The organism is Microbacterium sp. NPDC077184 (assembly GCF_040687055.1).
Lineage (GTDB): Bacteria > Actinomycetota > Actinomycetes > Actinomycetales > Microbacteriaceae > Microbacterium.
In genome coordinates this window covers 147,809-174,063 of the sequence record NZ_JBFBMM010000008.1, presented here as the reverse complement: position 1 = coordinate 174,063, position 26,255 = coordinate 147,809, and the positions used below count along the sequence as shown (strand labels likewise).

Sequence of the window (26,255 nt, the reverse complement as noted above, 5' to 3'; positions counted from 1 at the left end):
TCCGAGTTCGTGAAGACGTCAGACATCTCCACTAAGCCCGGAGGTTCTCCCCTTTCACAAGACCGGAAACGCCACCAACCTCATGGCCGGGTACATCTAGTACCTGGCATCGAGTTGAGGTACTATATGCAGACTTATCCACAGGGAGCTACCTGCGACCGACCCCAAACGGGGTATGTCACGGGGGTGCCGATTCGGTACCCTCGTGAACCGGCTCAACGGTGCCGCAAATTTTGCGGCACCGTTCGCGCCCGTGACGGCCAGCCGAGCGGAGCGAAAGCGCAGGTCCGACGGTGGTGGCGATTCGACACCACCGTGAACGGTCGCGGTGAGGTCGCAGCGGATGCGGCTTGGTTCGCGGGGGCAACGGCGAAACTCCTGGTCGGACGGTGGTGCCAATTTGCCACCACCGTCACGAGAACCACAACGAGCAGCACAGCGGGCCGAGGTCGCAGGCTGGACGGTGTGGGAAATTTTCCCCGACCGTCGCCCCGCGAGTGTGGTGCCGCCGATTCGACGGAACCACCCCGGCCGGGAGTAAAAGCCCTGGTCGCACGGTTCCGGCAATTTGCCGGAACCGTCACCCCCACCCCGACATGCAGGCGCGCCGGAGCGTATCGCGGTCGCGTGGTGGCGGTGCTCATCGTCGGGTTCCTCCGGTCGTGTGGGCAGGTGTCAGTAGGTAGGTGCGCACCCGTTCCCACGGGAGTCGTCGGCGCGTGCGGTGGCGATGCCGACGCCCGGCCCCGCCCGGCTCGCGGACGGTGGGCCGTAGCGCCGGTACTCGATGGGGGTCACGCCCATGTAGCGGCGGAAGATGCGCGAGGCTTGCCCGCAGTGGTGGCACCAGCCGACCCGTTCGGTGATCGTGCCGATGAGCAGATCGGTTTCGCGGATCAGGCGCGCCATCTCCTGTACGCGCAGGATCGACAGGTACACCGGCGGCGTCACCCCGAACGAGTCCTTGAACACCCGATTGAGCTGACTCGGCGACAGGCAGGCGTGCGCGTCCAGTTCGGTGAGCGGCCACTGCCTGGCGATGTTGCTCTGCATGAGCGCCGCCGTGCGCATAATCTCGCGGCGCACCGGCTTGAACTCCCGCCACCGGGGAGGCGCGACCCGCACGGCCCGCTGCCGAGAGGTCAGCGGCGGCACCTCCACCGGCGCGTGACGAACCAGCGGCGCGATGGCGGCGAGCACCGTGAACAGCAGCGCATACGCACGGAAGTAGCCGCGCGGCGATTGGTCTTCGCCGGTGAGTGTGGCGAGTTCATCGAGGATCGGCCCGAGCCGTTCGGCCTGCGATTCTCCGACGCGCAGCACCTGCACCGGATCGGGATACAGGTGAGTTGCGAGGTCGCGTGCGGCTTCGCCGTCCGCGAGCACGTCGAGGTGCTGCCAGAACAACTGCTCGACCAGTAATCGGTATCCACTGCCACTGTCCTCACCGTGACGGTGCCCTCGGGTTCGTACCCGAACTCGACGTTCGGGGCGACCAGCACCACATCACCCACCGACGCCGACCCGCCCGCATCGGCATCGGCATCGGCATCGGTGAGGATGATCGAGCCGTCGCGCACGACCACGAAGCGCACACAGTCATAGGCGGTCGCCGCCAATATGCGACGGTGACGGATGCTGGTGACATAGACGCAACTCCACGGCTCGACCGGCTGCACTATCGCGGGGTGCGGCGACTGCGGCGTCCTTGTAGGCTCATGACCGGTCGGCGTGGTCGCCGGGCGTTCGAGTAGCAGCGACATGACGACCTCCCTTCTCTGACCACCCCCGAGCAACCAGGGGGAAGAACCGGCCTACCAAGCACCGGCGGTCGCGGCGAAGCAGGAGACGAGCAGGCCGGGCGTTTCCCGGTCACTCCGGCACTTTGCCGGGCAGCGCGACCGGCTCGGTCATGGGAGGTCGGTCATGAGCGGGCGCATGTCTCGGTAGCGGCTCGGTGTCACTCCGGTGTGCGCTGTGGATGCTTCTACCGCGCGCGACCGGCTCCGCCACCCCACCCGCTGCCCGGTGGCGGTGACGGTGATGTTCGTCTCGCGTAGGAGCCGCGCCATCTCTTGCACGCGGAGCATCACCAGGTAGGCGGTCGGGGTCTTCCCGAACGTGTCCGTGAACACGCGCACCAGGTGCTTCGGAGAGAGCCGCACCAGGGCTGCCAGTTCCGCGAGCGTCCACGGGTGCGTGATCCGGCTGTGCAGCGCGTCGCGCACCAGCATCGCCTCACGACGCAACGGTTCAGGCACCCGACTTCGAGCGGAGAACGGGCGAGCGCGGGCACGTTGCAGCCGGGTCAGCCGCACCGTCGAGACGCGGATGCACGGCGCGATCACATCGGTGATGAGGAACCAGAGCGCCTGCATCCGATGGAACCGTTCCAGGTACTTGCCCTCGACGGTGAGGGCGACCAGCTCGTCCAGCCACGGCAACAACCGCCCGGCTCGATCCCGGCCCAGGTGCAGTACCTGGGCAGGTTCGGTGTACACCTTTCCCGCGAAGTCGTGGGCGTCGAGGCGGTCGTGCAAGATCGCGGAGTGTTGCCAGAAGAACTGATCCAGCGCCATGTCGGTGTCGATGTAGACCGTCGTATAGGTGACCCGCCCCTCGGGTTCGACGCCGAACAGCACGCTCGGCCCCAGCAGCACCGCGTCGCCAAAGCTGACGGGTTGCTGTCCGAACTCGCTGAACACGATGGCCGTGCCGTCACGGATCACAACGAGCCGGACAACGTTGTACGCCGCCAGGCCCACAGGTCGATGCGTCGTCCGTGTCCGAGCCGACAACGGCGGGGAGATGCGCCTATCCACTCATCGGGTGCTTTTCTGTCAGTTCACTGGGCCATGCGATGAGTTGCGTGCGAGTGTCGTCCTTGGTGGAAGTCTCCGCGACTGCCGCTCCGAAGTCGGCATAACTGATCGCTTGTCGGGTGAACGCAGTCTCGTCTGTGGAAGGGGAGACTCGTTCCCAGCGTGCTGTCGTCGGCCCCTCCGGTTCGTAGACGGGCGGCGGGATCAGATACGCCCATTCTGATCCTGCGTTGCCCGCTTCGAGGTGGTCGCGCAGCATGGCGTGTGCTCTCCCGCGCGGCAGTGTGGGTTCTGGGAACCGGGGGTCTTGCCAGAACCGTCTGTCTCCAGGGAGTCGGAGTGCTCCTGCTCCGCCGACCGTGACGATCCGGGCCGGAGCGCCGTTGGCCTTGGTGCTTGCCTCGATGAGTCGATCATGTACGGCCACGAGTTCGGTCGGGGCGATGTCCTCACGCAGTCGGATCGCGTTCATGACGACGTCGATGCCGTGCATTGCTTGCGTGAGACTGGCGTTCTCAGCGATGTTCACGACCGTGGAGGTCAGCGATGCAGCAGTCTTGGCGAGCCGCGTGGTGTCTGCCGGATCGCGCAGCGCAGCGGTCGCCTCGATGCCTGCGGGGAGATGAGCGAGGATGGCGGCTCCGGTGCGCCCGGTCGCGCCGAGAATCAGGATGCGAGTCATACAGGTACCTCCGAAGCGGGCGTGCGGGTGAGTCGGGCGAACCCGGTGAGGCTGGCGACGGCGAGCACCATGAGCGCGGCGAGACTGACGAGCAGGATCGGGAAGTCCAAGCCCAGGTAGGCAGTGAGTGGGCCGACGCTGGCACCGAGGAACAGCACGAATCCGTTGAGCGCCATCCCACCGGCCCGGTTCGGGGCGGCGGTCTCGCCGAACAGGGTGATCATCGCGGGCACCGCGAGCGCGACCCCAGTGACTCACACGAGACTCGCCAGCGCCGTGCCCGCGAGGGATGCCGAGAGTGCGGCTTCGATCAGCAGCCCAATCGCGGCGAGGGCGAACCCGGCACGTGCAACCCCCGCGCCGCCGAGACGCTTCGCAATAGCGCCCGCGAAGAGGGAGGCGAACATGCCCGGCAGCCCGACGAGGCGGAGCCAGATCACCTGCGATGAGTCCAGGCAGAGGTCGGTCAGGTGCGGGCCGAGGCCGGTGTACATGCCGACGAACGACAACAGCAGCGTTAGGTGCGCGAGGCTCAGTAGCAGCACCGAGGGGCGTGTGGCGACCCTCCCGACTACGGCGAAGCGACGCACCAGGCTCGCATCGTCTCTGCGACTGTGCGGCTCGGTGACGAGCACGGCGACGCCGATCATGCCGAGGCCGAGCATGATGCCGGAGAGGATGAACACCCACTGCCAGCCCAACGTCAGGCTGAGCGCGGAGGCGAGTACTTGGCCTGCGATCCCGGCAACGAGGAATGCCGTCGACATGGCCCCGATCGCCGTTGCCCGACGCTTCAGCGGGGTCGCTTCGGCCAGATACGCGAGCGCAACCGGCGCGAAACTCGACGCCATCACCCCCTGCACCCCGCGCAGCGCAGCAAGCATCGGCACCGTGGAGGCGAAGCCGCAGGCGATGGTCGCGACGGTGAGATACACCAGGCCGATGAGCATGATCCGCTTCCGCCCGTACTGATCGGCCAACGGCCCCCAGATCAGGAACCCGACCGCATAGCACACGCTGAACACCGTCGAGAGCGCGAACGTCACATCAGAGCCGAGTTCCGCACCGATCGGGGCGATCAGCGGGATTGCCGCGTACAACTGCGTGAGCACCAGCAGCGCCGTGACCACGAGCAGCACGACCACGCCGTTCCCTGCCGGGTGCTCGCGCGCCTCGCCTGCTCCCGCTATCTGTTCCGTCGAGTTCGCAGACACCACCACTCCAAATCCAACGTTTCCGTTGGATTTGACTGTAGTAGGCTAACCGCGAAGACGCAACGTGAGCGTTGGGTTTACCGCACGAGACGGGAGGTGGGAACGATGGGCTGGGATGTTGAGGGCAGGAAGCGCCGCATCCTCGACGCGGCGGTGGCCGAGTTCGCCGCGCACGGGCCGCACGGCACGACCATCGAGCGCATCGCCAAGGCCGCCGGGGTGAACAAGGAGCGCGTCTACACGCACTTCGGGGGCAAGGACAGACTTTTCGCCACCGTACTGCGCGAGGAACTGGCGAAGGTAGCCCGCGACGTGCCCGTCGAATCATTCGCAACCGAGGACGTGGGCGACTACGCCGGGCGCGTCTACGACTACCACCGCGAGCACCCCGAACTCGGCAGGCTCATGCGCTGGGAAGGGCTCGTCTTCGACACCGAAGTACCCGACGAGGCCGAGCGGCGCGAATACTACGGATACAAAGTCGCCGCCATGACCGACGGACAGGCCAAGGGCACAGTAACGAGCGACCTCGACGCCGACCACCTGATGTTCCTCGTGCTCTCACTCGCCGGATGGTGGTCAGCGGTACCGCAGGTCGCCCGCATGATCACCGGAGCCGAGAGCGACGCCGAACACGCACGCCGCCGTGCCTCCGTCGTCACCGCTGCCCGAAGACTCATCGGGCAGTAATCAGGTCACGAAGTTCGCCGAGAAGACTAGTCACTTCATCGAACCGAACTCCGAAAGTTCCCTCGAACTTTGTGACGCCAACTCTTGCCAGCGACACTCTGTGCGACGCTCTCGCGCTGACGCTCGGCTCCATCAGTCATCTGCCCCCTATCTCAGTGAGGCACGTATTTTACGGCGGGGCCGTAGTGCGCACCTCTCTCACGAGACGACTCGTGAGGGAGGCCAGAGTGAAGGGTGGAGTGAAGCTGTTCCACGGCAGCGGTGCTGCCGCGCGCGCCTATGTCGAGGCCGACCGCTCCCGCGCTGACGAGTACTACCTCGGCGCAGACCAGGCCGTGGCCGAGTACGCCGTGATCGACGCGACCGGCGAGGTCACCGCTGCTCGGTCGCTGTCGGCGGATGAGTACGAAGCCTGGGTCGATTGGGTGAACCCGGACACCGGGGAGTCGATGGGTACCCCGCGCAAGCCGGGCAAGGTGCGTCGGGGGTCGCCGTTGTTCGCGGAGATGACGATCAACGCGCCGAAGAGCCTGTCGGTCGCCGCCGCACTCCACCCGGACGTGTCCGAGGCGTTGGACGCGACGCAGCGGGATGCGGCGCGGGAGATTCAGCACTTCCTTGGTCAGCATTCGGTCACGTTGGCGGGGCCGCGCGGCGCGCAGGAGGTGCTGCCGGTCGAGCACATGCAGACCGTCGCGATCACGCACAAGACGAGTCGTGCGGGTGATCCGCACCGGCATATCCATTTCCAGATTGGCACGAGGGTGTGGGCGGGCGGGAAGTGGCGGGCGCTGACCACGGCGGCGTTGTTCCAGCAGCAGGGCGCGATCCGTGCTCTCGGTACGGCGGTGATCGCCGCGCACCCCCAGCTCGCCGCCACGCTCTCCGAGCATGGCCTGACCCTCGACCCCGTAAGCGGTGAGGTTGTGGAGTTGGAGCCGTTCAACGCCGTCATGTCGAAGCGGTCGGCGCAGATCAGACGCAACCTGGAACGCATGGAGGCCGAGTGGCAAGCGAAGCATCCCGGCGAGACGCCCGGCCCGGTGTTGACCGCTCGGATGCAGGACGCGGCGTGGGCGTTCCAGCGGCCCGGCAAGAAACCGGCGGACTTGAAGAACGAGCAGTGGTGGCAGCAGGAACTCCGAGACGCCGGCTACCACCCCGAGAGCTTGCAGCACCCCGACACCGTTGCGCCGGCATCGCTGGATGACCTCAGCGTGCAACAGGTCGCCAGTCGTGCGCTGGATCGCTGCGCGGCGGCTGCATCGACCTGGACACCGCACACCGTGCGAGAGCACGTCACCCGCATCACCACCGAGGCAGGCGTGCAAGCGACCCCGGCGGAGTTGCGCGAGTTCATCGACCTCGCCACCGGACTCGCCGCCTCGGATTGTTTCTCGGTGCTGCCGCCGGGCATGGTGCAACCCGAGCACGTCGCCCACCTCACCAGCCTTGGCGTCGTCGCCGCCGAGACCGCACTCCGCGACCAACTCACCGCCGCGACGCCGGAACGGGAGCCGAAGCACCCCGACGTGACCGACGCTGCGCAAGCCGCCGGACTCGACACCGGGCAGACCGTGGCCGCCGCTGCCGTCGCCTCGACCAACCCGCTCGTGATTGTCGAGGGCGCGGCGGGCGCAGGCAAGACCACCATGCTCGGCGTCGCCATCGAGGTTGCAGCCGAGCACGGGCGATCCTCGCGGGTGGTTGCGCCGACGTTGCGTGCGGCGCAGGTCGCCCACGAAGAACTCGGCGTGCCCGCAACCTCCGTCGCGGCGCTCGTGTATGCGCATGGGTGGCGGTGGAACGAGGACGGCGTATGGACACGCCTCGCACCCGGCGACACCGACCCTGCAACCGGGAACATCTACACCGGCCCACCAAACGACGCCGTGCTGTCGCGGGGTGAGCGGGTGATCGTGGACGAAGCGGGGATGCTCGACCAGGACACCGCCCTCGCTCTGCTGACCGTCACCGCCGAGGCAGGCGCGTCGGTCGCGTTCGTGGGCGACCGGGCGCAGCTCCCGGCGGTCGGGCGCGGCGGGGTGCTCGACATGGCCGCCCAGATTCGTGGCCGTACCTACGACATGACCGAACTCCACAGGTTCACCGATGCCGAGTATGCGGCGTTGACGTTGGTCATGCGTGACCGGGAGCACCCCGGCGACGTGTTCGACCGACTCGCCACGATGGGCCTCGTGACCTTGCATGCCGACGAGGAAGCGGCCCGCGAGCACATCACCGCCCACGCCCACGACGGCGAAGCGATCACCGTCGCCACCAACGACGAGGCCACCGAGCTGAACGAGCACATCCGCGCCGGGCGGGTCGAGCGCGGCGAGGTCGACGACACTATGACGACGACCGGCAGCGACGGGCTGAGCATCGGCGCTGGCGACCTGATCCAGACCCGGAAGAACAGCAGCGACCTCGGCGTGGCAAACCGGCAGCAATGGATCGTGCAGCATGTGACCGACGAGGGCAGCGTCTACGCCCGCGAAGTCAGCGGCGGAGGCAAGCACAGCCGCACCGTCGCCCTCCCCGCCGAGTACGTGAGCGAGTGGGCGCACCTGTCGTATGCCGCGACCGCCTACGGCGTCCAAGGCGCAACCGTCGATGCCTCCCACACGGCCTTGTCGGAGGCGACGAGCGCGGCAGGCGTCTACGTCGGCATGACGAGAGGCCGCCAACAGAACCAACTCCACGTCGTCGCCGCTGATATGGCGGATGCGCGGGCGCGGTTCGTTGAGGCGATGGAACGCGACCCGGCAGACCGTGGCCTCGACCACGCCACCGCCCAAGCCATCGACGCCGTGCAAGGCCTCGTCAGCGATGGCCCCGTGCAGCTCATCACCGAAGAACTCGCCCGCCTCACCGCCGAAGCCGAACGAGCCGAACGTGCGGCGGAACGCTGGGAGCAGACCGCTGCCAGGTTCGACGCCCAGCGCGCAACACACAAGACCGAGGACGACGAGCACGCCGACGTGCTCCGCCACGCCGAGGACGAGGCGGCGCGCATCCGTGCCGAAATCGCGGAACCGTTGACGGTGCAGGCCGAGGCAGACGGCACCACCTATCTCGATGCTGTCGAGCGCGAGGCCGCCGCAAGCAGCCGACTCGCCACCGTCGGCAGGCTCGGCAGGCGCAAGGCCCGCGCGGAGCACCGCCAGACGAGCGAGCACACCCGGACGGTTCGGGCACGGGTGCGCGAAACATGGGGCGAACCACCCCGCACCACCGACACCCTGCCCGAGTGGGCGGCACGACAGGCCGAGCGTCGCGCCGAGGCCGATCCCCGCGTGATCGACGCCGCCCAGCACGTCGAGGCCGCGCGAGCCGACCGTGACGAGTTGCGGCAGCGGCACGAGCAGGAACGCCGGGCGTTGCTGGTCAGCGAGTACGGGCCGCAGGCGGTGATGCGCCACCGGGTCGGGATGCGACTGCCGAACCCAGCACAGCAAGCAGGACAGGCGCACCAGCAAGCCACCGCGCTCCGAGCCGAGGCCGACTACCTCCGCGCGCTACCGATCCGCGACGCCGCCGCACGGATCGAAACCACCCGCGCCGAGCACGAAGCAAGGCAGCAAGCACTCGCCGAACGCGAACGGCAACTCCGCGAGCCGACCGAACGCGACCCGCGGCGCAACGACCCGCGACATGACGGGCCAGCACGCGGCCTATGAGCATCAGCAGCACGTCGCGTCGGCGTGACGTTCACAGCAGCCCCGCAACCCGAGCCACAGACGCCCAGCGCGATTGTCGGCCGTTCGACGTACACTTGAATACATGACACCCGACACCGCAACTCTGATCCGAGACGGCCTCGCGCTCGACGCCGATCAGCGCGCGGTCGTCGCTAACGCCCTGCTCGAAAGCCTCCATGATGCAGACGACGAGAGCGAGGTCGATGCAGCCTGGCGTGCCGAGGCTACCCGGCGACTGGCCGAGGTGCGTGAGGGTGCGGTCGATCTGGTGGATGCCGACGAGCACTACGAGCGTTTGCGCGCCTTGCTCACCGCATGACCTTGGCCCAGCGAGAGCACCCCGAGGCCGTCGCGGAGTTCGACGCCGCCGTGCGCTGGTACGAAGACCAGGAGCCAGGGATCGGCCTTGCGCTCATCGACCGAGCAAGGCAAGCCCGGAAAGACCTCGACCAATGGCCGAACGCCGCCCCACCATTCACGACCGCTGACGATGGCACCGTGATCCGCAGCAAGGCCGTTCGCGGATACCCGTACCGCATCGTCTACACGGTGGAGCCGGACACGATCCTGATCCTCGCCTACGCCCACGAGCGCCGCGAACCCGGCTACTGGCTCCACCGGCTGAACGACTGAACAGCACGCCGCCGGGCTCATGGCTCGGATCGGGTCTCGCGTACATTTCTGGCGCCGTCGAACCCGGTGGTGAGGTCAGCGAGGAGCAGCTCCGCCGTCTCATGGGGCACGGCCAGGACCCCAACACGAGCGAACAGTTGGGTCGTCCGTACCGCCGATTCGCAAGCACTGCCGAGCGAGTTGCCCGTCGGCTTGAGAAGCTTCCCGAGACCCTCGCTCCCGCTGATAGGGGTGCACAGGTGGCGTTGATCGAGGCGGAAGAGGCAGGGAAACCGACGGGTGTGTTCGGCGAAGTCGGTGAGGCGGGCGAGGTTCTGTCGGGTCTTGACGGCGAGGTAGCGGCCGTTGACTTTCCGGTCTTCGTTGATCTCAAGCAGGGCTTCGGCGGCATGCTGGCGGACGTAGGGGTCTTCGGCGTCGTCGGCGGCGATCTGTGGCCCAGACTTCGCGAATTCGGGCAGGGGTACTAAAGCCCACCCCCTGTTCCCGATCGGGCACACTGCAGAACTTACTCTCTCCCTCGCCGCCATCTGCAGTGCACGCGACTTCGCGATGGTTTGGACGCGGCTGTCGAGCGAGCCGAAGGTGAGGCGAGCAAGGCAGATCGCGCCTACGTTCGAGCCATCACCTTCGCCGCCGGTCAGTTGCTTCGCGCAGTCGCCGAAGTCCACCGGGCAAGCCTGGCGAGCCGTATTCGTCGGCGGTCTCGAGGCAGCGGTCGTGTGTGCAGCGCATGATGGCGGAGAGCCGGTCCTGCGTGTAGTCGAATGTCCAGGAGCCGCGCGAGGCGTTCTGCTGCGTCTCCAGAGCGCGCTGAATTTACCAGATCGGTGACGATTTTGGTGTTCTTGGTGGACTAATGACCGTTCTCGGGCAGGTCAGAGTCCCGCGCGGCGGCTTCGCCGTTGTCGAGGGACGCAAGCGTGGCCATCTGGTCGGTGCTAAGGCGGAAGTCGAAGACCGAGAGGTTCTCGACCAGGCGTTTGGGGTCTGACGATCTCGGCACCGGCACGAGGCCCTGCTGCACGTGCCAGCGGAGCACCACCTGTGCCGCCGTTCGTCCGACGTCCGCCGCGATCTGCACGATCGTCGGGTTCTCCCGCAGCTCGGGCCCGCGGCCGAGCGGGCTCCAGCTCTCGGTCACGATACCGAGCACCTCGTGCGCGCGTCGAGGAACGGTACGGGCGATGTCGGGGCTGAGCTGGATCTGGTTCACGTCGGGCACGACCCCGGTCGCGGAACCGACGACGGCGGTGCGAGTCGCTTCACGGTTGGGCAAGGAGATGCCGGCCCATTGCACCTCCACGGGAAAGGTTCTCCTGGCGCAGCTCCCGCGAGAACAATTGGACCGTCTCTACCCCGACGAGCAACTCTCACAGGTGACTCCGCAGTCGATCCGTACCAAGACCGAGCTCCTCGCACAACTGGATCTTGTCGCGAAGCAGGGCTATGCAACGAACCGGGAGGAGAGCGAGGAGGGCGTGGCCTCGGTGGCCGTGGCCGTTCCCTCGGCGAGCGGGCTGCGGTTGGCGATCAACGCATCTGCCCCGGTGTTCCGCTTGCCTCCCCGCAAGGTGAAGACCCTCGTCGCACTCCTCGATGAGGCAGCCGTACGTCTGGCCGACCTGACCTCCTGAAGGCTCGTCGTCTCTTTCCCCTGCGACCTGGTGCAGGGGTCGTTCGGCGCGTTCTGAAGAGAGCTCGAGCCATGCTGGACTGTTGGCGCCGCGCAAGCTATTGTGTCTTCTAGTTAGAAACAAGTTCTGCTCAGCAGATAAATATGCGAAGAGGATGATCAATGCAGATCGTACTGGTGCACGGCGGATGGGTAGGCGGCTGGGCGTGGGACGGCGTCGCCGACGAATTGCGCAGAATGGGGCACGAGGTGATCGCGCCGACGCTGCGCGGTCTCGAAGACGGTGACGTGGACCGCTCCGGCGTCACGATGAGCATGATGGCGCGCGATCTGATCGATCAGGTAAGAGAGCTCACCCAGCTCGACATCGTGCTCGTCGGTCATAGCGGCGGAGGTCCGCTCATCCAACTCGTCGCTGAGGCGATGCCCGAGCGCATCGGCCGGGTCGTCTTCGTCGACGCCTGGGTGCTGCGCGACGGCGAGACCATTAACGACGTGCTCCCCGATCCGTTGGTCGCAGCGATGAAGGCGCTTGCGAGTCAGTCCGACGACAACACCATCGTCATGCCGCCTGAGCTCTGGGCCGCGTCTATGCAGGACATGTCCCCGTTCGAGCAGCAGCAGCTCGCCGCGCTCGAGCCGAGGCTCGTCCCAACGCCGGCAGGCTGGTCCAATGAGCCGATCCGCCTCGACCAGTTCTGGGCGAGCAGCATCCCGTCAAGTTATGTGTTCCTCGCTCAGGACCAGGCCGTTCCCGCTGAGATCTACCAGGCCGCGGCCGGGCGGCTTGATAGTCCGCGCACGATCGAGATCGACGGAAGCCATTTGGTGATGCTCACGCATCCGGAGAGGCTCGCACGGGCCCTCGACGCCGTCATTGCCTAACAGGCCTGGGGAAGCTATGGATTCGATTTCACGCCCAGACGACGTCGCGCCGATCTCGTACACCGAACTGGCGCCGTCGGGTGCGCCTGCTCGGTGGATCGTCCTCGTGCACGGGGGTGGTGTCTCGAAGGAGTGCTATCTCGAGACGCCCGACGGCCGACAGGGCTGGGCGGCACGATTGGTATCGCTTGGCTACGGTGTGCTGGTGGTGGACTGGCTGGGGTTGTCCTATGAGGCGGCCCAACACGTCGATGATCGTGCGGCGTCTGCGCGGCTGGACTATGAGAGCGTGTGCCGAGGGATGGGCGTGTTCCTCTCTGGTCTCGGCCGGAACGTCGTGCTGGTCGTGCACTCGATGGCAGGTCCGATTGGCTTCCGCCTCCTAGAGACGCATGGCGATCTCATCGACGGGCTCGTAGCCGTCGCTCCGGGCCCGCCTGGAAATGTACAGGCGGTGCCCGAGATCGTGAGGGAGTCCGACCAGGAGGTCTCCATCCGTGGAGCGGCCATCGACTGGACCATCCCGAAGATGGGTTTCTGGGAACCCACAAGCGCCTTCGTGAACGACAAGGCCATCGGACCCAGCCGGCGGTTCCCCCGCGAGTGCATCGAGGTGTTCCGCCGCACCCTTCGGCCGATCCCGGCCCGGATGCTTTATCAGCGTCAGAACATCGGTGGGAGCCAAATGAGGATCGGGCCGACCGACGCGTTCACGAACAAGCCGATTCTCGTCTTCACGGGTGGAGCCGATACCGACCACCCCTCGCAGCTGGATCAGGACATCGTGGCCTGGCTCACCGATCAGGGCGCCGCCGTCACCTTCTGGTCGTCCGAACTGCCTGTTCTCGCTGGGAACGGCCACATGCTGATGGTCGAAGACAATAGCGACGAGCTCGCTGACGAGATCGCGCGGTGGATCACGGCGCTCTGACTCGCCACCGTATCGTCCCGGCCATTATTTCAGCCGACCCGACGTCCCCAACAGCGGAGGAGAACGCCAGTCGTTTCCTTCGTGTCACTCGAGGGAACGCTGTGCCAGCTCGTTGCCGACTACGACTTGGTCGATCGGGCCCTTGCTCGAACTCCTCATTTCATACGTCTGGCGATGGACTCAAGGGAGATGTTCGCCGACGGCCGCGTGCAACTCCAGGTCATCGGTGGACAGCTGAGGCGTCTGCCACGACGCATCGAGACGATCGGTTCGCAGCTCGAACGGAACGTTCGGGCTGAGCATAAGGATGTTCCGAGACCTCCAGGAACGCGGATGGATCGGTTCGTTGGTCGGGGAGCTGACGACCACCCTGGTTGGCGTGGCGCTTATCGTCGCTGCGGTGCTACTTTCGGTCTCGGGGGGTGGCCCCCAGCTCGCCCCGACGTCGCACTCCTACCGTTCCTAGGGGCGGGGTGGTCGGCCTCGCGGGCAGGCTCCTCGTGCTGAGGCCGCTGCGCACCTCCTTGATGCGCACCACGCTGATCGCCGGATCCTGGCAAACTATCCCGCGACGCGAATTCGCAGGGGGTGTCGGCGCGACTTTCGATCGACGTACAGTGCCGTCCGTTAACAAACGATCGGTTCGTGCGACCGAACTGTCGAACGCCTGTGCATCGCTGCGGCGAGTTCCTCATGGCGCAGTACCTGGGTTTCGCTTCCGGAAGAAGATTTCACGAACCCCAGCGACACGGTGTTGCGGTGACGTTCGACGAAAGAGAAGAAGGATGGCCCGGCGAATCCCAATCGCGCGAAGTCTCGCCTTCGAAATGACAGAAGCGCTCCTGTGCTCGCGCGTCGGTTACTTCGCACCTTCTAGGTGTGACGTTATCAATTAGGGTGATGACGACCGGTGACGGGTACCGGTACCTGCTGAACTCTGTCGTGTCCGGTGACGGCGACCGCGACGCCTCGTCTGTGTTGACGCGGTATTACGCGGAGGCCGGGACTCCTGGCTCGATGTAGCGCCGAGGGGGTCGCTACTGGTCGGTTCCGACGTTGTGTTCAACCCAGTCGCGCAGATGCTTCAACGGGGCGGCTGCGCTGTGTCCGAGGTCAGTAAGTTCGTACTCCACGCGAGCGGGAACCTCGGGGTAGACGGTGCGAGTGAGCAGGCCGTGGTCTTCGAGACGCTTGAGGGTCTGGGACAGCACCTTGGGGCTGACGCCTTCCAAGCGTCGTTTGAGTTGCCCGTTGCGTTGCGGCCCGTCTTCGAGCGCACCGATGGCCAGGGCGCTCCACTTGTTGGCGAGCAGGTCGAGCATGTCGCGGCACGGACACATGGCCGCGTACACGTCGTTCCGGTCGCACTCATCCACGGTCTGACTCATACGTTCATGGTATCCGATGGGTACTAGGTTGCCTTGACGGTAACCAGTAGGTCTGGGGAACCATAATTGGCATGACGGCTACGACTGCGATCGGATACGAGAAGAACCTCCCCGCCACCGACCCCGAGGCGCTGACCGCCCGCGAGGTCGAGGTGCCCGAACTTGGACCGCATGACTTGTTGGTCGAGGTCGAGGCGGTCTCGGTGAACCCGGTCGATGTGAAACTGCGGGAAGGCGCTCCTGCGAACGGGTTCAAGGTGCTCGGCTTCGACGCCGCCGGTACGGTGCGCGAGGTCGGCTCAGCGGTGACGCTGTTCGCTCCGGGTGACGAGGTGTACTACGCGGGCAGCATCGACCGGCCAGGTACGAACCAGCGCCTGCATGTTGTGGATGAGCGGATTACGGGGCGCAAGCCGCAGGTGCTGTCGTTTGCCGACGCTGCTGCGCTGCCGCTGACGGCGATCACCGCCTGGGAGACCCTGTTCGAGCGGCTCGCCCTTACCGAGGACTCGACCGGCACCCTGCTGGTGATCGGCGCGACCGGCGGAGTCGGATCGATCATGCTGGCACTGGCCGACGCGCTCCTGCCGAACGTCACCGTGATCGCCACCGCCTCCGACGATGAACGCTCCGCCTGGGTGCGCAACCTGGGCGCGGAGCATGTGGTGAACCACCGCGACGACCTGGCTGAGCAGGTGCTCGCCGTCGCGCAGGATGGCGTGGACTGGCTGTTCACCGCGCATTCCGCGGGGCAGATCGAAACCTATGCGCGGATCGTTCGAGCGTTCGGGCATATTGTCGCCATTGACGACGGTCCGCGCGACGTGTTCCCGCTCAAGGGCAAGAGCATCGCTTGGCACTGGGAACTGATGTTCACCCGCCCGCTCAGGCAGACCCCGGACATGATTGAACAGCACCAGCTCCTGAACACTGTCGCTGACCTTGTAGATCAGGGCCGCATCCGCACCACGGCCACAACGACACTCGCGCCGATCTCACCGACCACACTCCGCGAGGCGCACGAGTTGGTCGAGAACGGCCGCACAGTCGGCAAGGTCACCGTCCACAGATGGGAGTAGACTGAAACCGCGCGCACGCGCATGTTCACAGGCGAGTGCGTTTGCAGAACCTCGGCTAGCCGACGATCTCTGCACCCATCTGTTCGAGGCGCGCCCGCAGAAGACTCTCGTACTCGGCGGCGAAGGACTCTGAAGCGTTGATGGCTTCCTGGACGAGTTCCCGTGACCTCGGCGGCCATGTCTTGAGAGCCTTCTTCGCCTCGCGTTCACGCAATGCTGCACTGTCGCGGTACCGTGCCACGGCTTCATCGACCGCAAGCTCGGGCACATAAAGATCGAGCGCTTCGGAAGCGACCGCATCCGCGACGGCGTCCCACTGCCGCCCGCGCAGAAGCGGATTGCCGACGATCACGTTGGCGTCAAGCAGCAAGAACACAGCTCGACGGTACCCGGTGGAGTGTCAAGGTGAACGTGGGGCCGCTCCGATGAAGCAGAGCTCGTGATTCGTTACAGGTTCAGCCCGTGAGCACGCGCCAGCAGATCGGCGACATCGTTCAGCCCCTGATGGCGGAGGTAGGGGATGAAGTGGGTCATGGGTGGCTGATTCGAGCGGTACGGGTTCGGGTCTGCACCGTCATACAGCCCACCCCCAGGCAGCGAGGAGAGACCTCCGCCAGGAAGCGTAGACAAGCCGCCCCCGGGAAGCGTCGACAGACCACCGCCAGGAAGCGTCGACATACCGCCACCAGGGAGCGTGGATAAACCGCCACCAGGAAGGGTCGACAGGCCACCACCTGGGAGTGTCGACAGACCACCGCCGGGAAGCGTAGAGGCCCCGTCACCCGGCAGGGTGGACAAGCCGCCACCAGGAAGCGTCGACAGGCCACCGCCAGGAAGCGTCGACCGGTTGCGTGGCCAGGTGTTTCGTTCAGTCATCCGATCAGCGTGCCCCATCTCCCGCACCAACTCCAGCGGCCCGCGCGACGCACAGCTCGGCGTCCTGTCAGGGCGACGATAGAGTCGGCGGTGAGCAGCGCGTTCCATGGACACCGCTGTCGCGACGGAGGTCGGTCGATGACGGACGCGGTGCAAGCGGACACACGGGTGGACCCCCGTCAGCTTCTTGGCGCGTGGGCGAACAGTTCCGACGAATGGGTGCGGTACATCGTGCGCGTCGTACTCACCGGAGCTGGCCCTCTCAACTCCGACGAAGAGGACCACGCGTACACGCTGTTCCGGCAAGAGAAGGCGCTGGACGCCCGGGAACTGTCGACCGAGGATCAGCTCGCGATGATCGACGGGGAGGACGAGGCGCTCGAACCTTTGACCGTGACCTCACTGTCAGAGGTTGCGGGGGTGAACGCTCTGATCGGTGGTGGGGTCATCGAACCGCATCAGGGCCTCACCATTCTGTTCGGTGAGAACGGCACCGGCAAGACCGGGTACTCGAGAATCTTCAAAGCGCTTGCTGCCAGCCGCACCGCGGACGTCATCCTCGGGGATATCGAGGCGACGGCGCCGCAATCCCCGTCCGCGACGATCGGCTACCAACTCGGAGCGGAAGCGAAGACGTACGCCTGGACAGGGCAACGGGGGGTTGCCCCGTTCACGCGCATCTCGATCTTCGACAGCCCATCGGTGAGCTTCCATGTCGACGAAGACCTCGAGTATGTGTACGTCCCCGCCGCGCTTGCCTTGTTCAACCACGTCATCGCCGGAATCAAGGCCGTCCAGGCCCGCATTGATGCGGCAATCAGCGACCTGCGATCCGGCCCCACAGGACTGCTGGGCCGATTCCCGCGAGCGGCGTCGGTGTACCCGCTGATCGAGACGCTCGGCGCCGCGACAGACCTGGACCAGCTCAGGGCGATGGCCGACCACCACACCGACGCTGATACCCGCATCGGGACACTGCGCCGCACCGTGGCCGCGCTGGAGGCCGACACGATCAGCGCCGAGATCACCCTGCAACAACGCGCCGAGCGTGTCCTAGCCGAGGCGAGCACGGCCGCACAGATTCTCGGTCGGTTCAGCCCCGCCACGTACAGCAGCGAGCTCACCGCCCTGGCGTACCTGCAGGAGGAGTATCGAGCCTTCCGCGCGGCGCTGTTCGAAGCGGCGGACCTGCCCGCCGCCCCCGACGACACCTGGACCCGGTTCATCCAGGCCGGTGAGGAGTACGAAGCACACCTGAGCGCACACGACGCGCACGACGCAGACCGGTGCCTCTACTGCCGCCAACCGCTCAGTGACCCGGCACGGGCGCTGATCGGAAAGTATTCCGAGTTCCTCGAGGAAAAGATCGCCGGCGACATCGAAGCCGCCAAGGGGCGGCTCAGCGCCCTGACCTCACCCGTGTTCGGCATCCGGACCAGCGATGTCGACGCCTACGCGCGCGACCACGCCACGAGCAACCCGCAGCCCGTGTTCTTGCCACTGCTGGAACGCACGCTCAGCACTGCCACCGCGCTCCTTGACCACCTCCGCGACAACACCCCCGTCACAGCCGACCTCCTGGCTCACGTGGCCGCCGACGCAGATGGCCTCACCGAAGCACTCGAGACCACCAGCGGCGCCCTGGTGGAACTGCGAGGACAAGCCGCGCGGCGCGCGGAAACACTCGCTGAGAAGAAGAAGGAACTGGTCGAACTCGAAGCTGCCGCCGAACTCGCCCGGTCCTGGGCGATCATCGAACAACAGGTGCGCGACGCGAAACAAGCCGACCGCCTCGCACTGCTCGCCAAGCCCATGCCTGCGCTACTACGCGCGGTCACTGGCCTTGCCAAAACCGCGAGCGACCAGATGATCAACGAAAGCTTCGACGCGCTGTTCGCCGAAGAACGCACCGCGCTCCGTGCACCCGAACTTCAAGTCGAGTTCGTGGGCCGTCAGGGACGAGCGCACCGCCGCAAGGTCCTCACCGGCAAGCACAAGCCGTCGAAGGTCCTCTCCGAGGGCGAGCAGAAGGTTCTCGCGATGGCGGACTTTCTCGCCGAAGCACGCCTCGCCGGCATCACCGCACCGGTGATCTTCGACGACCCGGTCTCCAGTCTCGATCATCGCCGCATCAACGAGGTCGCGCAGCGTGTCGCGGCACTCGCCGACACGACCCAGGTGATCGTGTTCACCCACGACATCTTCTTCGCCACCACACTGCTGAACCTGATGGCAGCGTCCAAACGATGCTCGTACTTCCACATCACCGACGAGGACGGCAAGGGGCAGGTCACCCGAGCTACCGGGCCCCGCTGGGACAGCATCAGCAATCTGAAGAAGAACATCAACGAGACCATCCAGGCCGCCAAGTCCCAGCAGGGTGATGCGCGCGCCGCGCTCGTACGCACCGGCTACGACTGGATCCGGGCCTGGTGCGAGGTGTTCACCGAAACTGAGCTGCTGCAGGGGGTGACGCAGCGTTACCAGCCCAACGTGCGGATGACCGCGCTACCGAACATCAAGACGGCCGCCCTGCCTGCCGCTATCGAGACTGTGAACCGCGTGTTCGAAGAAGCCTGCCGCTACATCGACGGACACTCCCAGCCGCTCCCCACCCTGAACGTCAGCCCCACTCTGGCCGGCCTCGAGGCGCACTGGGCAGAGTTGAGCGAGGCCAGAGCCGCGTACCTCAGCGCCGGCGCGTGATTGGCCGTCGTTCGGGTGGGAGGAGACCCCGGCCTCGACAAGAACGCTACGTACCCCGGGCTGCCGACCCCGACCACATACCGCCGAGGGCATCTGGCGGATGAGGGTGCCCAGGCGCACGCATCCTCGCCCTCCTCGAGCCCCCGTCCGCCCGCCAAAGCGGCACCGTGTCGTCGGTATAGGAGATACTGGCGACACCTGAGGCCGGCAGGGGGGACCCGTTGACAGCAACACCACAGCAGTTGGCTGAAGCCGTCGACACCAACCCGACTCTTCGTCTTCTCGGCGCATACAGTCGCGACTGGGTCCTGCCGCTGTTCGCCACCCACCTGGGGACCATCGATGGTTCCGTCTCCGCGGAGTGGTTCCATGAGCGGGTCGCTGAGACCATCGACGCCTTGCCGAGCATGACGGGAGATCGTACTCCCGCCGAGCACTGTAAAAAGTGGGTCGAGGACCGGTGGCTGGAAACGGAGATGGACGCTGGCCGCCTGCGATACCGGCTCTCCGCCTACTCGCTGCGAGCCCTGCAGTTCGTCCGTGAGATCGTCGACGGTGAAACCACTGTCACCACGGCTCGGTTAGAGAGCATCGCGCATGCCGTCCACACGCTCGCGGATATGACCAACCCCGACCGGCGCGTGCAGGTTCGTCGGATCGATCGGGAGATCTCCCGGCTCAAGAAGCAGCGGGACGACATCAAGTCTGGTCGGACCCGGCTGTCTACCGTGGAGGAGCAGCAACAGCAGCTGCGTGAGATCTTGGCGATGACCCGCACGCTGCCTGCGGACTTCCGGCAACTGCGCACCCTTGTCGAGGACCGTCACCAGCGAGTCGCCCGACGAGCGATGGCCGACGGTCCTACCAAAGCAGAGCTCGTCGAGGACTACCTCCACGAGCACGACCTCCTCGGCGACACCCCCGAGGGCCGCTCCTACCAAGGGTTTTCGAGGCTGTTGACGTCCAAGCAGGCCCAATCCATCCCGGACGACATCGATCAGATCCTCTCCCAGGAGTTCGCCCGCGAGCACATGACTGTGACCGAGCGGGCGCAGCTCGAGACGATGTTCTCGACCCTGCTCGCCGCGCAACTTCGCGTACAGCAGAGCTACGTCAAATGGACCTCGTCACTGCGGCGCTTCCTCACCAGGAGCACACACGAGAAGCACCGGCGCCTCCTCGCCCTCGCTGACCGGGCGCTCAGCGCCGGCGCCGAATGGGTCGAACGGCACCCCGGCCCCGCGGTGATCGACAGCGACGTGCTCGGCATCGGAACGATCGACACCACCGACATCTCCCAGACCCAGTTTTGGATCGACCGGGGACCTCAAGAGGTTCAGGTCCGCGCGATCTCGCCGCACGCAGACCTCCCGACTGCGGATCGTGAGGCGTTGCGGCTGGCGGCTGGGACGAGCCCGAGAGTCGTCGCCCGGACCGTGAACCGGCTGATCCGTGAGCGCGGTGCGGTGACCGGCAGCGAAGTCTTCGACGCGACGCCGCCAGACTTCCGACGGCTGGGAGCACTCGTCTCCCTCCTTGATCTAGCCATCACCTACGGCCAGGTATCAGACCACATCAGAGATCGCGTCGCACTCCAGCCCGCGCAGGAACGTGCACTCCACGTCGCGCTCCCCCATCTACGCTTCGACACACCCATCATGATCGGTGAGCACGAATGAGCGACGGACACGGCACCACCGATACAGGAGAGCTAGCGCCTGACGCCCCCGAGGATTTCCCTGACGGTGCCCGCCGCGCGCTCGTCGTGCTTCTCACGAACCGGTTCATCACCCGGACGAGGAATCGCGCCGTGTGGGACATCCTGCGTGGGTATGAAGAAGAGATCCGCGGCCGCCTCGCAGATCTCTACCTGACACTGGAGATCGACCACGACCACGGCGTCGCATTCAAACGGCAGATCATGGAGGAGGACACTCCCCGCATCCTCCGCAAAGATCGCCCGCTCAGTCGCGACGCCTCGTTCCTGCTCATCTTTCTCTGCCAGGAGTGCGCCCACGCCGACCCCCAGGACGAGCTCGTCGTGGTCACCCGGGCTCAGATCGACGAGTTCCTTAGCGCCTACCGCCAGGATGACGACGGCGACCAGGCGAAGTTCGATCGTCGCGTCACCGCCGCCATCCGGCAGCTGCAGGATCTGCGGCTGCTCAACCAGGACCCTGACGCCGACTACCTCTACACGATCTCGCCAGTCGTGGTACCTCTTGTCGGTGTCGATGAACTGACGCGGCTGGAAGCGGCATACCGGCTCGGGGCAGGCGCCACCGCAAATGACGGGAATGGCACCGAAAACTCAGCCCAGCTCCTTGACGAGGAGTCCTGATGCTAATCAATGGGCAGTTCCGCATCGAGAAGGTCCAGGTCCTGAACTGGGGCGGATACTCCGACCTACAGGTCATGCATGTCGAACGTGCCGGCACCGCGATCCTCGGACCGTCCGGACGCGGCAAGTCCACCCTGCTCGATGCGATGGCCTCGGTCATCCTTCCCAACCCGCAAGAGTTCAACCAGGCCGCACGCGACGACAAAGGCCAGAAGCGCGAGCGCACCGTATACACGTACGCGCGTGGGCTCACTGACCGGCGGCGTGACGAGAACCGACGCTCCGGCACAACCACCTACGTGCGTCCACCCGGCACAAACGGGTTCGCCAGCGGCGCTGCGATCACGTGGGCTCATGACGATGGCCGACGGGTCACGGTGTTTCGACTCGCATGGGTTGCCAGCGACACCACCGGCGCCGACGCGATCAACGCGAATACGATCTACGGGTTCGTCTCCGGCGACTTCGACCTGGACCGCCTGAACGGGCTCACCGGTGTCCGCTCCGGCTCATCGCCCCTGACCAAGACGACGCTCAGCGGCCTGATCGACACCAGCCGCGGTGATCTCGTCGATTCCTCACAGAGCAAGATCCACGCGAAGATGCGCTCCGTGATGGAGATGGGCAAGTCCGACGAATCCCAGCGCCTTGCCATGCACCTGCTGCGCCGCGCCCAGGCCTCCAAAGGCATTTTCAACATCAACGCGCTGTTCAAGGAGTTAGTGCTCACCGAGCCGCTCGCGCTCGACCGGTGGGGAACCGCGCTCGAGGCGTACCGAGAGGCGTCACGTCTGTATGACGAGTACGAAGCCACCCGACGCCAGCTGGAGACCCTCACCCGCCTCCCTCAGCTCGCCGAGAAGTACCAGCACGCGGGCAAAGACCACACACGCAAGACTTCACTCCTCTTGGAGCGGGCCGAAGGGACCCCCGCGCGCCTACGGATCTGGCACGCCCACAAGCTCCTCGACTGGTTGCGCGCACGGATCGATGACAATCGCCTGACGACGGCAGAGACCAACGAAGATCTGCAGGCAGCGAACACGCGAAGGACACACGCGAAGACAACGTTCGACAACCTCCTGCTCAGCCTCACCTCGGCCGGCGGAGACAAAGCACCCCTCCTCAAGGTCCAACTCGACACCGCCCAGCACAACCTGGACCGGATCGGCATTCACCGCGCAGCCGTCTCCCGTCGCCTATCTGAGTTCGACCGCACCCTGCCCGCCTCGCAGGGTGATCTGTTGCTTCTGCAGGACGACCTCAGCGATATGCGCACCCAACTGGAGACCCAACAGATCGCTCTTGACGCCGAGGCCAAGGCTGCGGTGCTCCGCGCGGGCATGATCGCCGGACAACGGAAGTCGGTCGCACACGAGCTGCATCAACTCAGCTCCCGACGATCCAACATCTCTCCCGAGGCGGCTCAGCTGCGCGCCGACATCGCCGCAGCTACCAACGTGCCGCTGGACCGGCTGCATTTCTTCGGTGAACTCATCCAGATCAAGGCCGAGCACCAATCATGGGAGGCTGCCGTCTTCAGTGTTCTGCGCGGCGTCGCCAAGGATCTCGTCGTCGATCAGGAACACTTCATCACCGTTCGGCGATTCATCAATGAGCATGACACCCGGATGCACGTGTCGCTCGTTCCCGTTCGCGAACAGGGCTCTCAGCGCGAGCCGGTACCCGGCACCGTACCGGCGATTGTCGAACTGGCGGACTCACCGTTCGCCCCGTGGGTACTCAACGAGCTCGTCGACCGATTCTCCTACCAGCTCGTGGAACGCGACTCGGATCTGGACACCAAACGTGCGTCACACCTCAACGGCGCCGTCACCCGCGCAGGGATGCGCACCGCAGCATTCGGACGGTTCGCGAAGGACGACTCGGTACAGAGGTACTCGTTCATCGGCTGGGACACCGCCGATCTACGCCGCGACCTTGAGCAGAACCTCGCGTCGCTTACCGCGGAACTGGCACCCGCTGACGCCGCGTCCAACACCGCTCAAGCCACACGCGACGACGCACGCGATCGGGCACAGCGCCTCACGACACTCCTCGAAGAACTCGACTGGTCATCCATCGATACGGCACCTGCAGCCGACCAGGTGCGACAGCTCCAAGAGGAGATCGCCGAGGCCAACACCCCCGAAGTCACCGAACTCCAGAAGCAACTGGACGACGCGCGAACAGAAATGACCGAGTCGGAGCTGCACGCACGCGAGATCGAGACGAAGCTCACGACTCTGAACGCAGCGTGGGGAGTGCTGGTCGACCTGGAAGACGAGTCATCTCTTCTCATCGACGACTCCGCCGTGTTGGACGCCGACGAACGCGAGGCCACCGGCACACTCGGATTCCTCGCACCTCCCGTCGATGTCACGACGGCGACGGGTCGCGCGCTCCGTGCGGCAATCGAAGCCAGCTACGGGCAAGCGGCCACGGATCTGCAGAACCAGCTCGTCTCACTCAGGAAGGAACGCGAAGCACTCGAGACCGCTGTCCTCGCCACCATCCGTGCATTCCGCGGCCTGGAGGATCGAAACCAGAGGGAAATCGACGAGAGCATCGACAGCCTGCCGGCGCTGCTCTCCATTCACGACCAGCTGCTCACCGATGACCTCCCCCGCACCAAGCAACGCTGGCTCGAGCAGGTCGACCAGGACATGAACACACAGCTGCGAGGACTTCTCGTCCAGATCGATGACGATCGCCGCTCAATCGTCCGAGGCCTCGCCCCCATCGATAGGGTTCTCGAGCGTGTGGCGTTCCGCGTCGACTCCACCCTCACGATCGACGTCTCCGACAAACCCAGCGGTGAGCTCAACGAGTTCCGCTCCACGATCTCGGAGTACACCAGCAACACCCTCCACCAATCCATCGAACGCGACGCGGAGAAGATCGAACGCGACTTCAACCGGCTGCGCCGCAAACTGGCCCTCCTCGACGACCTCACCCGAACCGGCGAGAGCTGGCGTCGCCGCGTATTCGACGCGCGCGAACACGTCGAGTTCAAGGCAATCGAGAAGAGAGCCGACGGCGTCGAAATCGTGCACGACGGTGTCTCCGGGATGAGCGGCGGGGAGGGGCAGGAACTCATCGCATTCATCCTCGGCGCAGCCCTGAGATATCGGCTGGGCGAAGGAACGGACGCCCCTCCCACCTACGCGTCGATCGTGCTCGATGAAGGATTTGTCAAAGCCGATAGCGACTACACCGGACGGGCCCTCGCCGCCTTGTCCGCGCTCGGGTTCCAGCTCATCATCGGCGCGCCGCGTGAGAAGGCAACGGCGTTCGAGTCCCACGTGGAAACCGTCGCATACATCAACTCCGACCCAGCCAACCCGCAGGGCGTGCGCATCTTCGAGATGACGATCAGCGAAGCGCTCAGTATCGAGGAAGCCGCGTGAGGAGCCCCGCAGACGTTGAACGTCTTATCACCACCCGCTACAAGTCGTCCTGGCGCGCCTGGCTCACACAATCCTCCCCTGAACAGATCACCTTCCCCCTCCAGCCACCCACCGCGTCAACCATCCCCGCACAAGAAGAGGCCGTCCGGACGTGGCTACATGCGTGGCGTGCCTGGCACGACCTGCACCCCGCTACCAGCCTGCGAACCGCGACCGTCCGCACGGCCGCTGGCGCTCAGGTCGTCTACACACACATCGACATCCCTGGGCCAACAGCGCTCGCTGGACTCGACCCCGCGACCGCTAACCACTGGCAGACCGCGATTTCCCGCTACCCCCAACTGGCAGACCTCGACGTCTCCACCGACCAGCTGCGGCCGATCCTGCCCCGCATTGTCGACCTCGACGATTACGACTTCGAACTGCTCCTGCGCGTCGTGGAATGGTTCCGCAACAACCCCGCATCCGGGCTCACCGCCCGCCAAGTCCCTGTCACAGGTCTCCACACCAAGTGGCTGGGACGGCACAAGGCGATCGTCATCTGCCTGCTTCGAACCGACATCCCCAACCGGGTGGCTGATCTTGGCGCAGAAGCCGTCGACCCTGAACTCGACATCAACGACCTCGATCTACTCGGACTGCGGCGACTGCCGAACCACGTCGACGTCATCCTCGCCGACCCCGCCGACCGCCGACTCGTGGGCGGCATCCGCCAACTCCGAGCACCCGTCGAAGAAGTCGCCGGCCTCCCCCTCACCCCCGATGACGTCCTGATCATCGAGAACAAGGAGGCCGCGACGCCAATAGAGGACCGAGCAGGGCTTGTAGTGATTCATTCGCTTGGCAACTTTCTCGACGTGCTCGACGCGCTCCCATGGCTGCGGTCCGCACGCACCTGGTACTGGGGAGACCTCGATCGAGCCGGGATCACACTGCTGTCGCGTGCCCGGGCTAGGGTGCCCGAGATCGCCTCCCTACTCATGCACGCCGACACTGTCCGGGAGTTCGAACCACTCGCGAACGCCGACCCGAGCGGTCGCGTAGACCCACCCGAACCAGTCCTCACGCAAGATGAACGTGCCGCGCTGGAATATCTCGACGCTGGACAGCCGCCGCTCCGCCTCGAACAAGAACGCATTCCATGGCACACAGCGCAAACCACCATCAACCTGGCGATCGACCAGGCCGCTGTCCTCGATTAGCGCTCGTGTGGCACCATCCCAGACCACCTCGAGGACACCCCGACGTGGACGGGCTC

Annotated in this window: 22 protein-coding genes and 1 pseudogene; 14 read left to right on the top strand and 9 right to left on the bottom strand. The window is 65.7% G+C overall.

All coding sequences use genetic code 11. The features are described from left to right. Positions 1 to 675: 675 nt before the first annotated feature. The 5 genes from AB0O93_RS14450 to AB0O93_RS14430 all read right to left on the bottom strand — a co-directional run bounded on the left by AB0O93_RS14450 (position 676) and on the right by AB0O93_RS14430 (position 4,649). Positions 676 to 1,386 carry an AraC family transcriptional regulator gene (locus tag AB0O93_RS14450; RefSeq protein WP_157553712.1) on the bottom strand — a complete coding sequence of 237 codons (711 nt, stop codon included), beginning with the start codon at positions 1,384 to 1,386 and terminating at the stop codon, positions 676 to 678. Between the two features lie 524 nt (positions 1,387 to 1,910). Then, complete coding sequence (locus AB0O93_RS14445) at positions 1,911 to 2,765, bottom strand: AraC family transcriptional regulator (RefSeq protein ID WP_024476689.1); 855 nt, start codon at positions 2,763 to 2,765, stop codon at positions 1,911 to 1,913. A gap of 49 nt (positions 2,766 to 2,814) precedes the next feature. Further along, positions 2,815 to 3,504, bottom strand: coding sequence for an NAD(P)H-binding protein (locus AB0O93_RS14440; protein ID WP_024476688.1), 690 nt, complete (start codon positions 3,502 to 3,504; stop codon positions 2,815 to 2,817). Next, positions 3,501 to 3,728 carry a hypothetical protein gene (locus AB0O93_RS14435; RefSeq protein WP_197425747.1) on the bottom strand — a complete coding sequence of 76 codons (228 nt, stop codon included), beginning with the start codon at positions 3,726 to 3,728 and terminating at the stop codon, positions 3,501 to 3,503. Before AB0O93_RS14435 ends, AB0O93_RS14440 begins: the two co-directional genes overlap by 4 nt. Before the next feature lie 30 nt (positions 3,729 to 3,758). Then, complete coding sequence (locus AB0O93_RS14430) at positions 3,759 to 4,649, bottom strand: MFS transporter (protein ID WP_197425748.1); 891 nt, start codon at positions 4,647 to 4,649, stop codon at positions 3,759 to 3,761. A 174-nt stretch (positions 4,650 to 4,823) separates the two neighbouring features. Between AB0O93_RS14430 and AB0O93_RS14425 the strand changes: the two genes are divergently transcribed. The 5 genes from AB0O93_RS14425 (at position 4,824) to AB0O93_RS14405 (ending at position 10,215) form a co-directional block, all read left to right on the top strand. Further along, on the top strand, positions 4,824 to 5,408 hold the full coding sequence (locus tag AB0O93_RS14425) for a TetR family transcriptional regulator (RefSeq protein WP_024476687.1): 585 nt from the start codon (positions 4,824 to 4,826) through the stop codon (positions 5,406 to 5,408). 239 nt (positions 5,409 to 5,647) lie between these two features. Continuing rightward, positions 5,648 to 9,091, top strand: coding sequence for a MobF family relaxase (gene mobF, locus AB0O93_RS14420; protein WP_200951266.1), 3,444 nt, complete (start codon positions 5,648 to 5,650; stop codon positions 9,089 to 9,091). A 103-nt stretch (positions 9,092 to 9,194) separates the two neighbouring features. Next, positions 9,195 to 9,431 (top strand): addiction module protein, encoded by a 237-nt coding sequence (locus AB0O93_RS14415; RefSeq protein WP_024476685.1) that lies wholly within the window; start codon positions 9,195 to 9,197, stop codon positions 9,429 to 9,431. Continuing rightward, positions 9,428 to 9,745, top strand: coding sequence for a type II toxin-antitoxin system RelE/ParE family toxin (locus AB0O93_RS14410; RefSeq protein ID WP_024476684.1), 318 nt, complete (start codon positions 9,428 to 9,430; stop codon positions 9,743 to 9,745). Before AB0O93_RS14415 ends, AB0O93_RS14410 begins: the two co-directional genes overlap by 4 nt. Continuing rightward, positions 9,637 to 10,215 (top strand): relaxase domain-containing protein, encoded by a 579-nt coding sequence (locus AB0O93_RS14405; protein ID WP_174524654.1) that lies wholly within the window; start codon positions 9,637 to 9,639, stop codon positions 10,213 to 10,215. Before AB0O93_RS14410 ends, AB0O93_RS14405 begins: the two co-directional genes overlap by 109 nt. A 208-nt stretch (positions 10,216 to 10,423) precedes the next feature. On the opposite strand, the pseudogene AB0O93_RS14400 reads toward AB0O93_RS14405, so the two are convergent. Together AB0O93_RS14400 and AB0O93_RS14395 are read right to left on the bottom strand one after the other, a co-directional pair. Then, positions 10,424 to 10,555: pseudogene (locus AB0O93_RS14400) on the bottom strand (hypothetical protein); the annotation flags it as partial. 46 nt (positions 10,556 to 10,601) lie between these two features. Beyond that, a complete protein-coding gene (locus AB0O93_RS14395; RefSeq protein WP_024476682.1) occupies positions 10,602 to 11,051 on the bottom strand; it encodes an aldo/keto reductase in 450 nt (149 codons plus the stop codon). Here AB0O93_RS14395 and AB0O93_RS14390 point away from each other — a divergent pair. From AB0O93_RS14390 to AB0O93_RS14380, 3 genes are all read left to right on the top strand, one after another. After that, positions 10,933 to 11,382 (top strand): IclR family transcriptional regulator C-terminal domain-containing protein, encoded by a 450-nt coding sequence (locus AB0O93_RS14390; RefSeq protein WP_084423838.1) that lies wholly within the window; start codon positions 10,933 to 10,935, stop codon positions 11,380 to 11,382. The genes AB0O93_RS14395 and AB0O93_RS14390 overlap by 119 nt on opposite strands. Before the next feature lie 161 nt (positions 11,383 to 11,543). Beyond that, positions 11,544 to 12,266: an alpha/beta hydrolase gene (locus AB0O93_RS14385; protein WP_024476681.1), complete on the top strand. Its 723-nt coding sequence runs from the start codon at positions 11,544 to 11,546 to the stop codon at positions 12,264 to 12,266. 16 nt (positions 12,267 to 12,282) lie between these two features. Beyond that, entirely contained in the window at positions 12,283 to 13,197 is a 915-nt protein-coding gene (locus tag AB0O93_RS14380; protein WP_024476680.1) for an alpha/beta fold hydrolase, read from the top strand. A gap of 1,037 nt (positions 13,198 to 14,234) precedes the next feature. On the opposite strand, the gene AB0O93_RS14375 is transcribed toward AB0O93_RS14380, so the two are convergent. Continuing rightward, a complete protein-coding gene (locus tag AB0O93_RS14375; protein ID WP_024476679.1) occupies positions 14,235 to 14,585 on the bottom strand; it encodes a helix-turn-helix domain-containing protein in 351 nt (116 codons plus the stop codon). Between the two features lie 71 nt (positions 14,586 to 14,656). Between AB0O93_RS14375 and AB0O93_RS14370 the strand changes: the two genes are divergently transcribed. After that, the gene (locus AB0O93_RS14370; RefSeq protein WP_024476678.1) at positions 14,657 to 15,664 is read left to right on the top strand and encodes a zinc-binding alcohol dehydrogenase family protein; all 1,008 of its coding nucleotides are present in this window, start codon (positions 14,657 to 14,659) and stop codon (positions 15,662 to 15,664) included. 55 nt (positions 15,665 to 15,719) lie between these two features. On the opposite strand, the gene AB0O93_RS14365 is transcribed toward AB0O93_RS14370, so the two are convergent. Continuing rightward, entirely contained in the window at positions 15,720 to 16,040 is a 321-nt protein-coding gene (locus tag AB0O93_RS14365; protein ID WP_363344468.1) for a hypothetical protein, read from the bottom strand. A gap of 638 nt (positions 16,041 to 16,678) precedes the next feature. Between AB0O93_RS14365 and AB0O93_RS14360 the strand changes: the two genes are divergently transcribed. The 5 genes from AB0O93_RS14360 to AB0O93_RS14340 all read left to right on the top strand — a co-directional run bounded on the left by AB0O93_RS14360 (position 16,679) and on the right by AB0O93_RS14340 (position 26,199). Beyond that, complete coding sequence (locus AB0O93_RS14360; protein ID WP_138174587.1) at positions 16,679 to 19,246, top strand: AAA family ATPase; 2,568 nt, start codon at positions 16,679 to 16,681, stop codon at positions 19,244 to 19,246. Between the two features lie 242 nt (positions 19,247 to 19,488). Continuing rightward, positions 19,489 to 20,925: a DUF3375 family protein gene (locus AB0O93_RS14355; RefSeq protein ID WP_171024258.1), complete on the top strand. Its 1,437-nt coding sequence runs from the start codon at positions 19,489 to 19,491 to the stop codon at positions 20,923 to 20,925. Then, on the top strand, positions 20,922 to 21,587 hold the full coding sequence (locus tag AB0O93_RS14350) for a DUF4194 domain-containing protein (protein WP_138174591.1): 666 nt from the start codon (positions 20,922 to 20,924) through the stop codon (positions 21,585 to 21,587). The genes AB0O93_RS14355 and AB0O93_RS14350 overlap by 4 nt, the downstream gene beginning before the upstream one ends. Next, positions 21,587 to 24,997 (top strand): SbcC/MukB-like Walker B domain-containing protein, encoded by a 3,411-nt coding sequence (locus AB0O93_RS14345; protein WP_363344465.1) that lies wholly within the window; start codon positions 21,587 to 21,589, stop codon positions 24,995 to 24,997. Before AB0O93_RS14350 ends, AB0O93_RS14345 begins: the two co-directional genes overlap by 1 nt. Then, positions 24,994 to 26,199 (top strand): Wadjet anti-phage system protein JetD domain-containing protein, encoded by a 1,206-nt coding sequence (locus AB0O93_RS14340; RefSeq protein ID WP_138174595.1) that lies wholly within the window; start codon positions 24,994 to 24,996, stop codon positions 26,197 to 26,199. Before AB0O93_RS14345 ends, AB0O93_RS14340 begins: the two co-directional genes overlap by 4 nt. Positions 26,200 to 26,255: the final 56 nt, after the last annotated feature.

Bases quoted from the DNA above. Each gene is read 5' to 3' on its own strand.
- AB0O93_RS14360 (WP_138174587.1), top strand. From the start codon at position 16,679: ATGACGGACGCGGTGCAAGCGGACACACGGGTGGACCCCCGTCAGCTT.
- AB0O93_RS14410 (WP_024476684.1), top strand. From the start codon at position 9,428: ATGACCTTGGCCCAGCGAGAGCACCCCGAGGCCGTCGCGGAGTTCGAC.
- AB0O93_RS14345 (WP_363344465.1), top strand. From the start codon at position 21,587: ATGCTAATCAATGGGCAGTTCCGCATCGAGAAGGTCCAGGTCCTGAAC.
- AB0O93_RS14440 (WP_024476688.1), bottom strand. From the start codon at position 3,504: ATGACTCGCATCCTGATTCTCGGCGCGACCGGGCGCACCGGAGCCGCC.
- AB0O93_RS14375 (WP_024476679.1), bottom strand. From the start codon at position 14,585: ATGAGTCAGACCGTGGATGAGTGCGACCGGAACGACGTGTACGCGGCC.
- AB0O93_RS14370 (WP_024476678.1), top strand. From the start codon at position 14,657: ATGACGGCTACGACTGCGATCGGATACGAGAAGAACCTCCCCGCCACC.
- AB0O93_RS14425 (WP_024476687.1), top strand. From the start codon at position 4,824: ATGGGCTGGGATGTTGAGGGCAGGAAGCGCCGCATCCTCGACGCGGCG.
- AB0O93_RS14380 (WP_024476680.1), top strand. From the start codon at position 12,283: ATGGATTCGATTTCACGCCCAGACGACGTCGCGCCGATCTCGTACACC.
- AB0O93_RS14350 (WP_138174591.1), top strand. From the start codon at position 20,922: ATGAGCGACGGACACGGCACCACCGATACAGGAGAGCTAGCGCCTGAC.
- AB0O93_RS14385 (WP_024476681.1), top strand. From the start codon at position 11,544: ATGCAGATCGTACTGGTGCACGGCGGATGGGTAGGCGGCTGGGCGTGG.
- AB0O93_RS14435 (WP_197425747.1), bottom strand. From the start codon at position 3,728: ATGATCACCCTGTTCGGCGAGACCGCCGCCCCGAACCGGGCCGGTGGG.
- AB0O93_RS14415 (WP_024476685.1), top strand. From the start codon at position 9,195: ATGACACCCGACACCGCAACTCTGATCCGAGACGGCCTCGCGCTCGAC.
- AB0O93_RS14390 (WP_084423838.1), top strand. From the start codon at position 10,933: ATGTCGGGGCTGAGCTGGATCTGGTTCACGTCGGGCACGACCCCGGTC.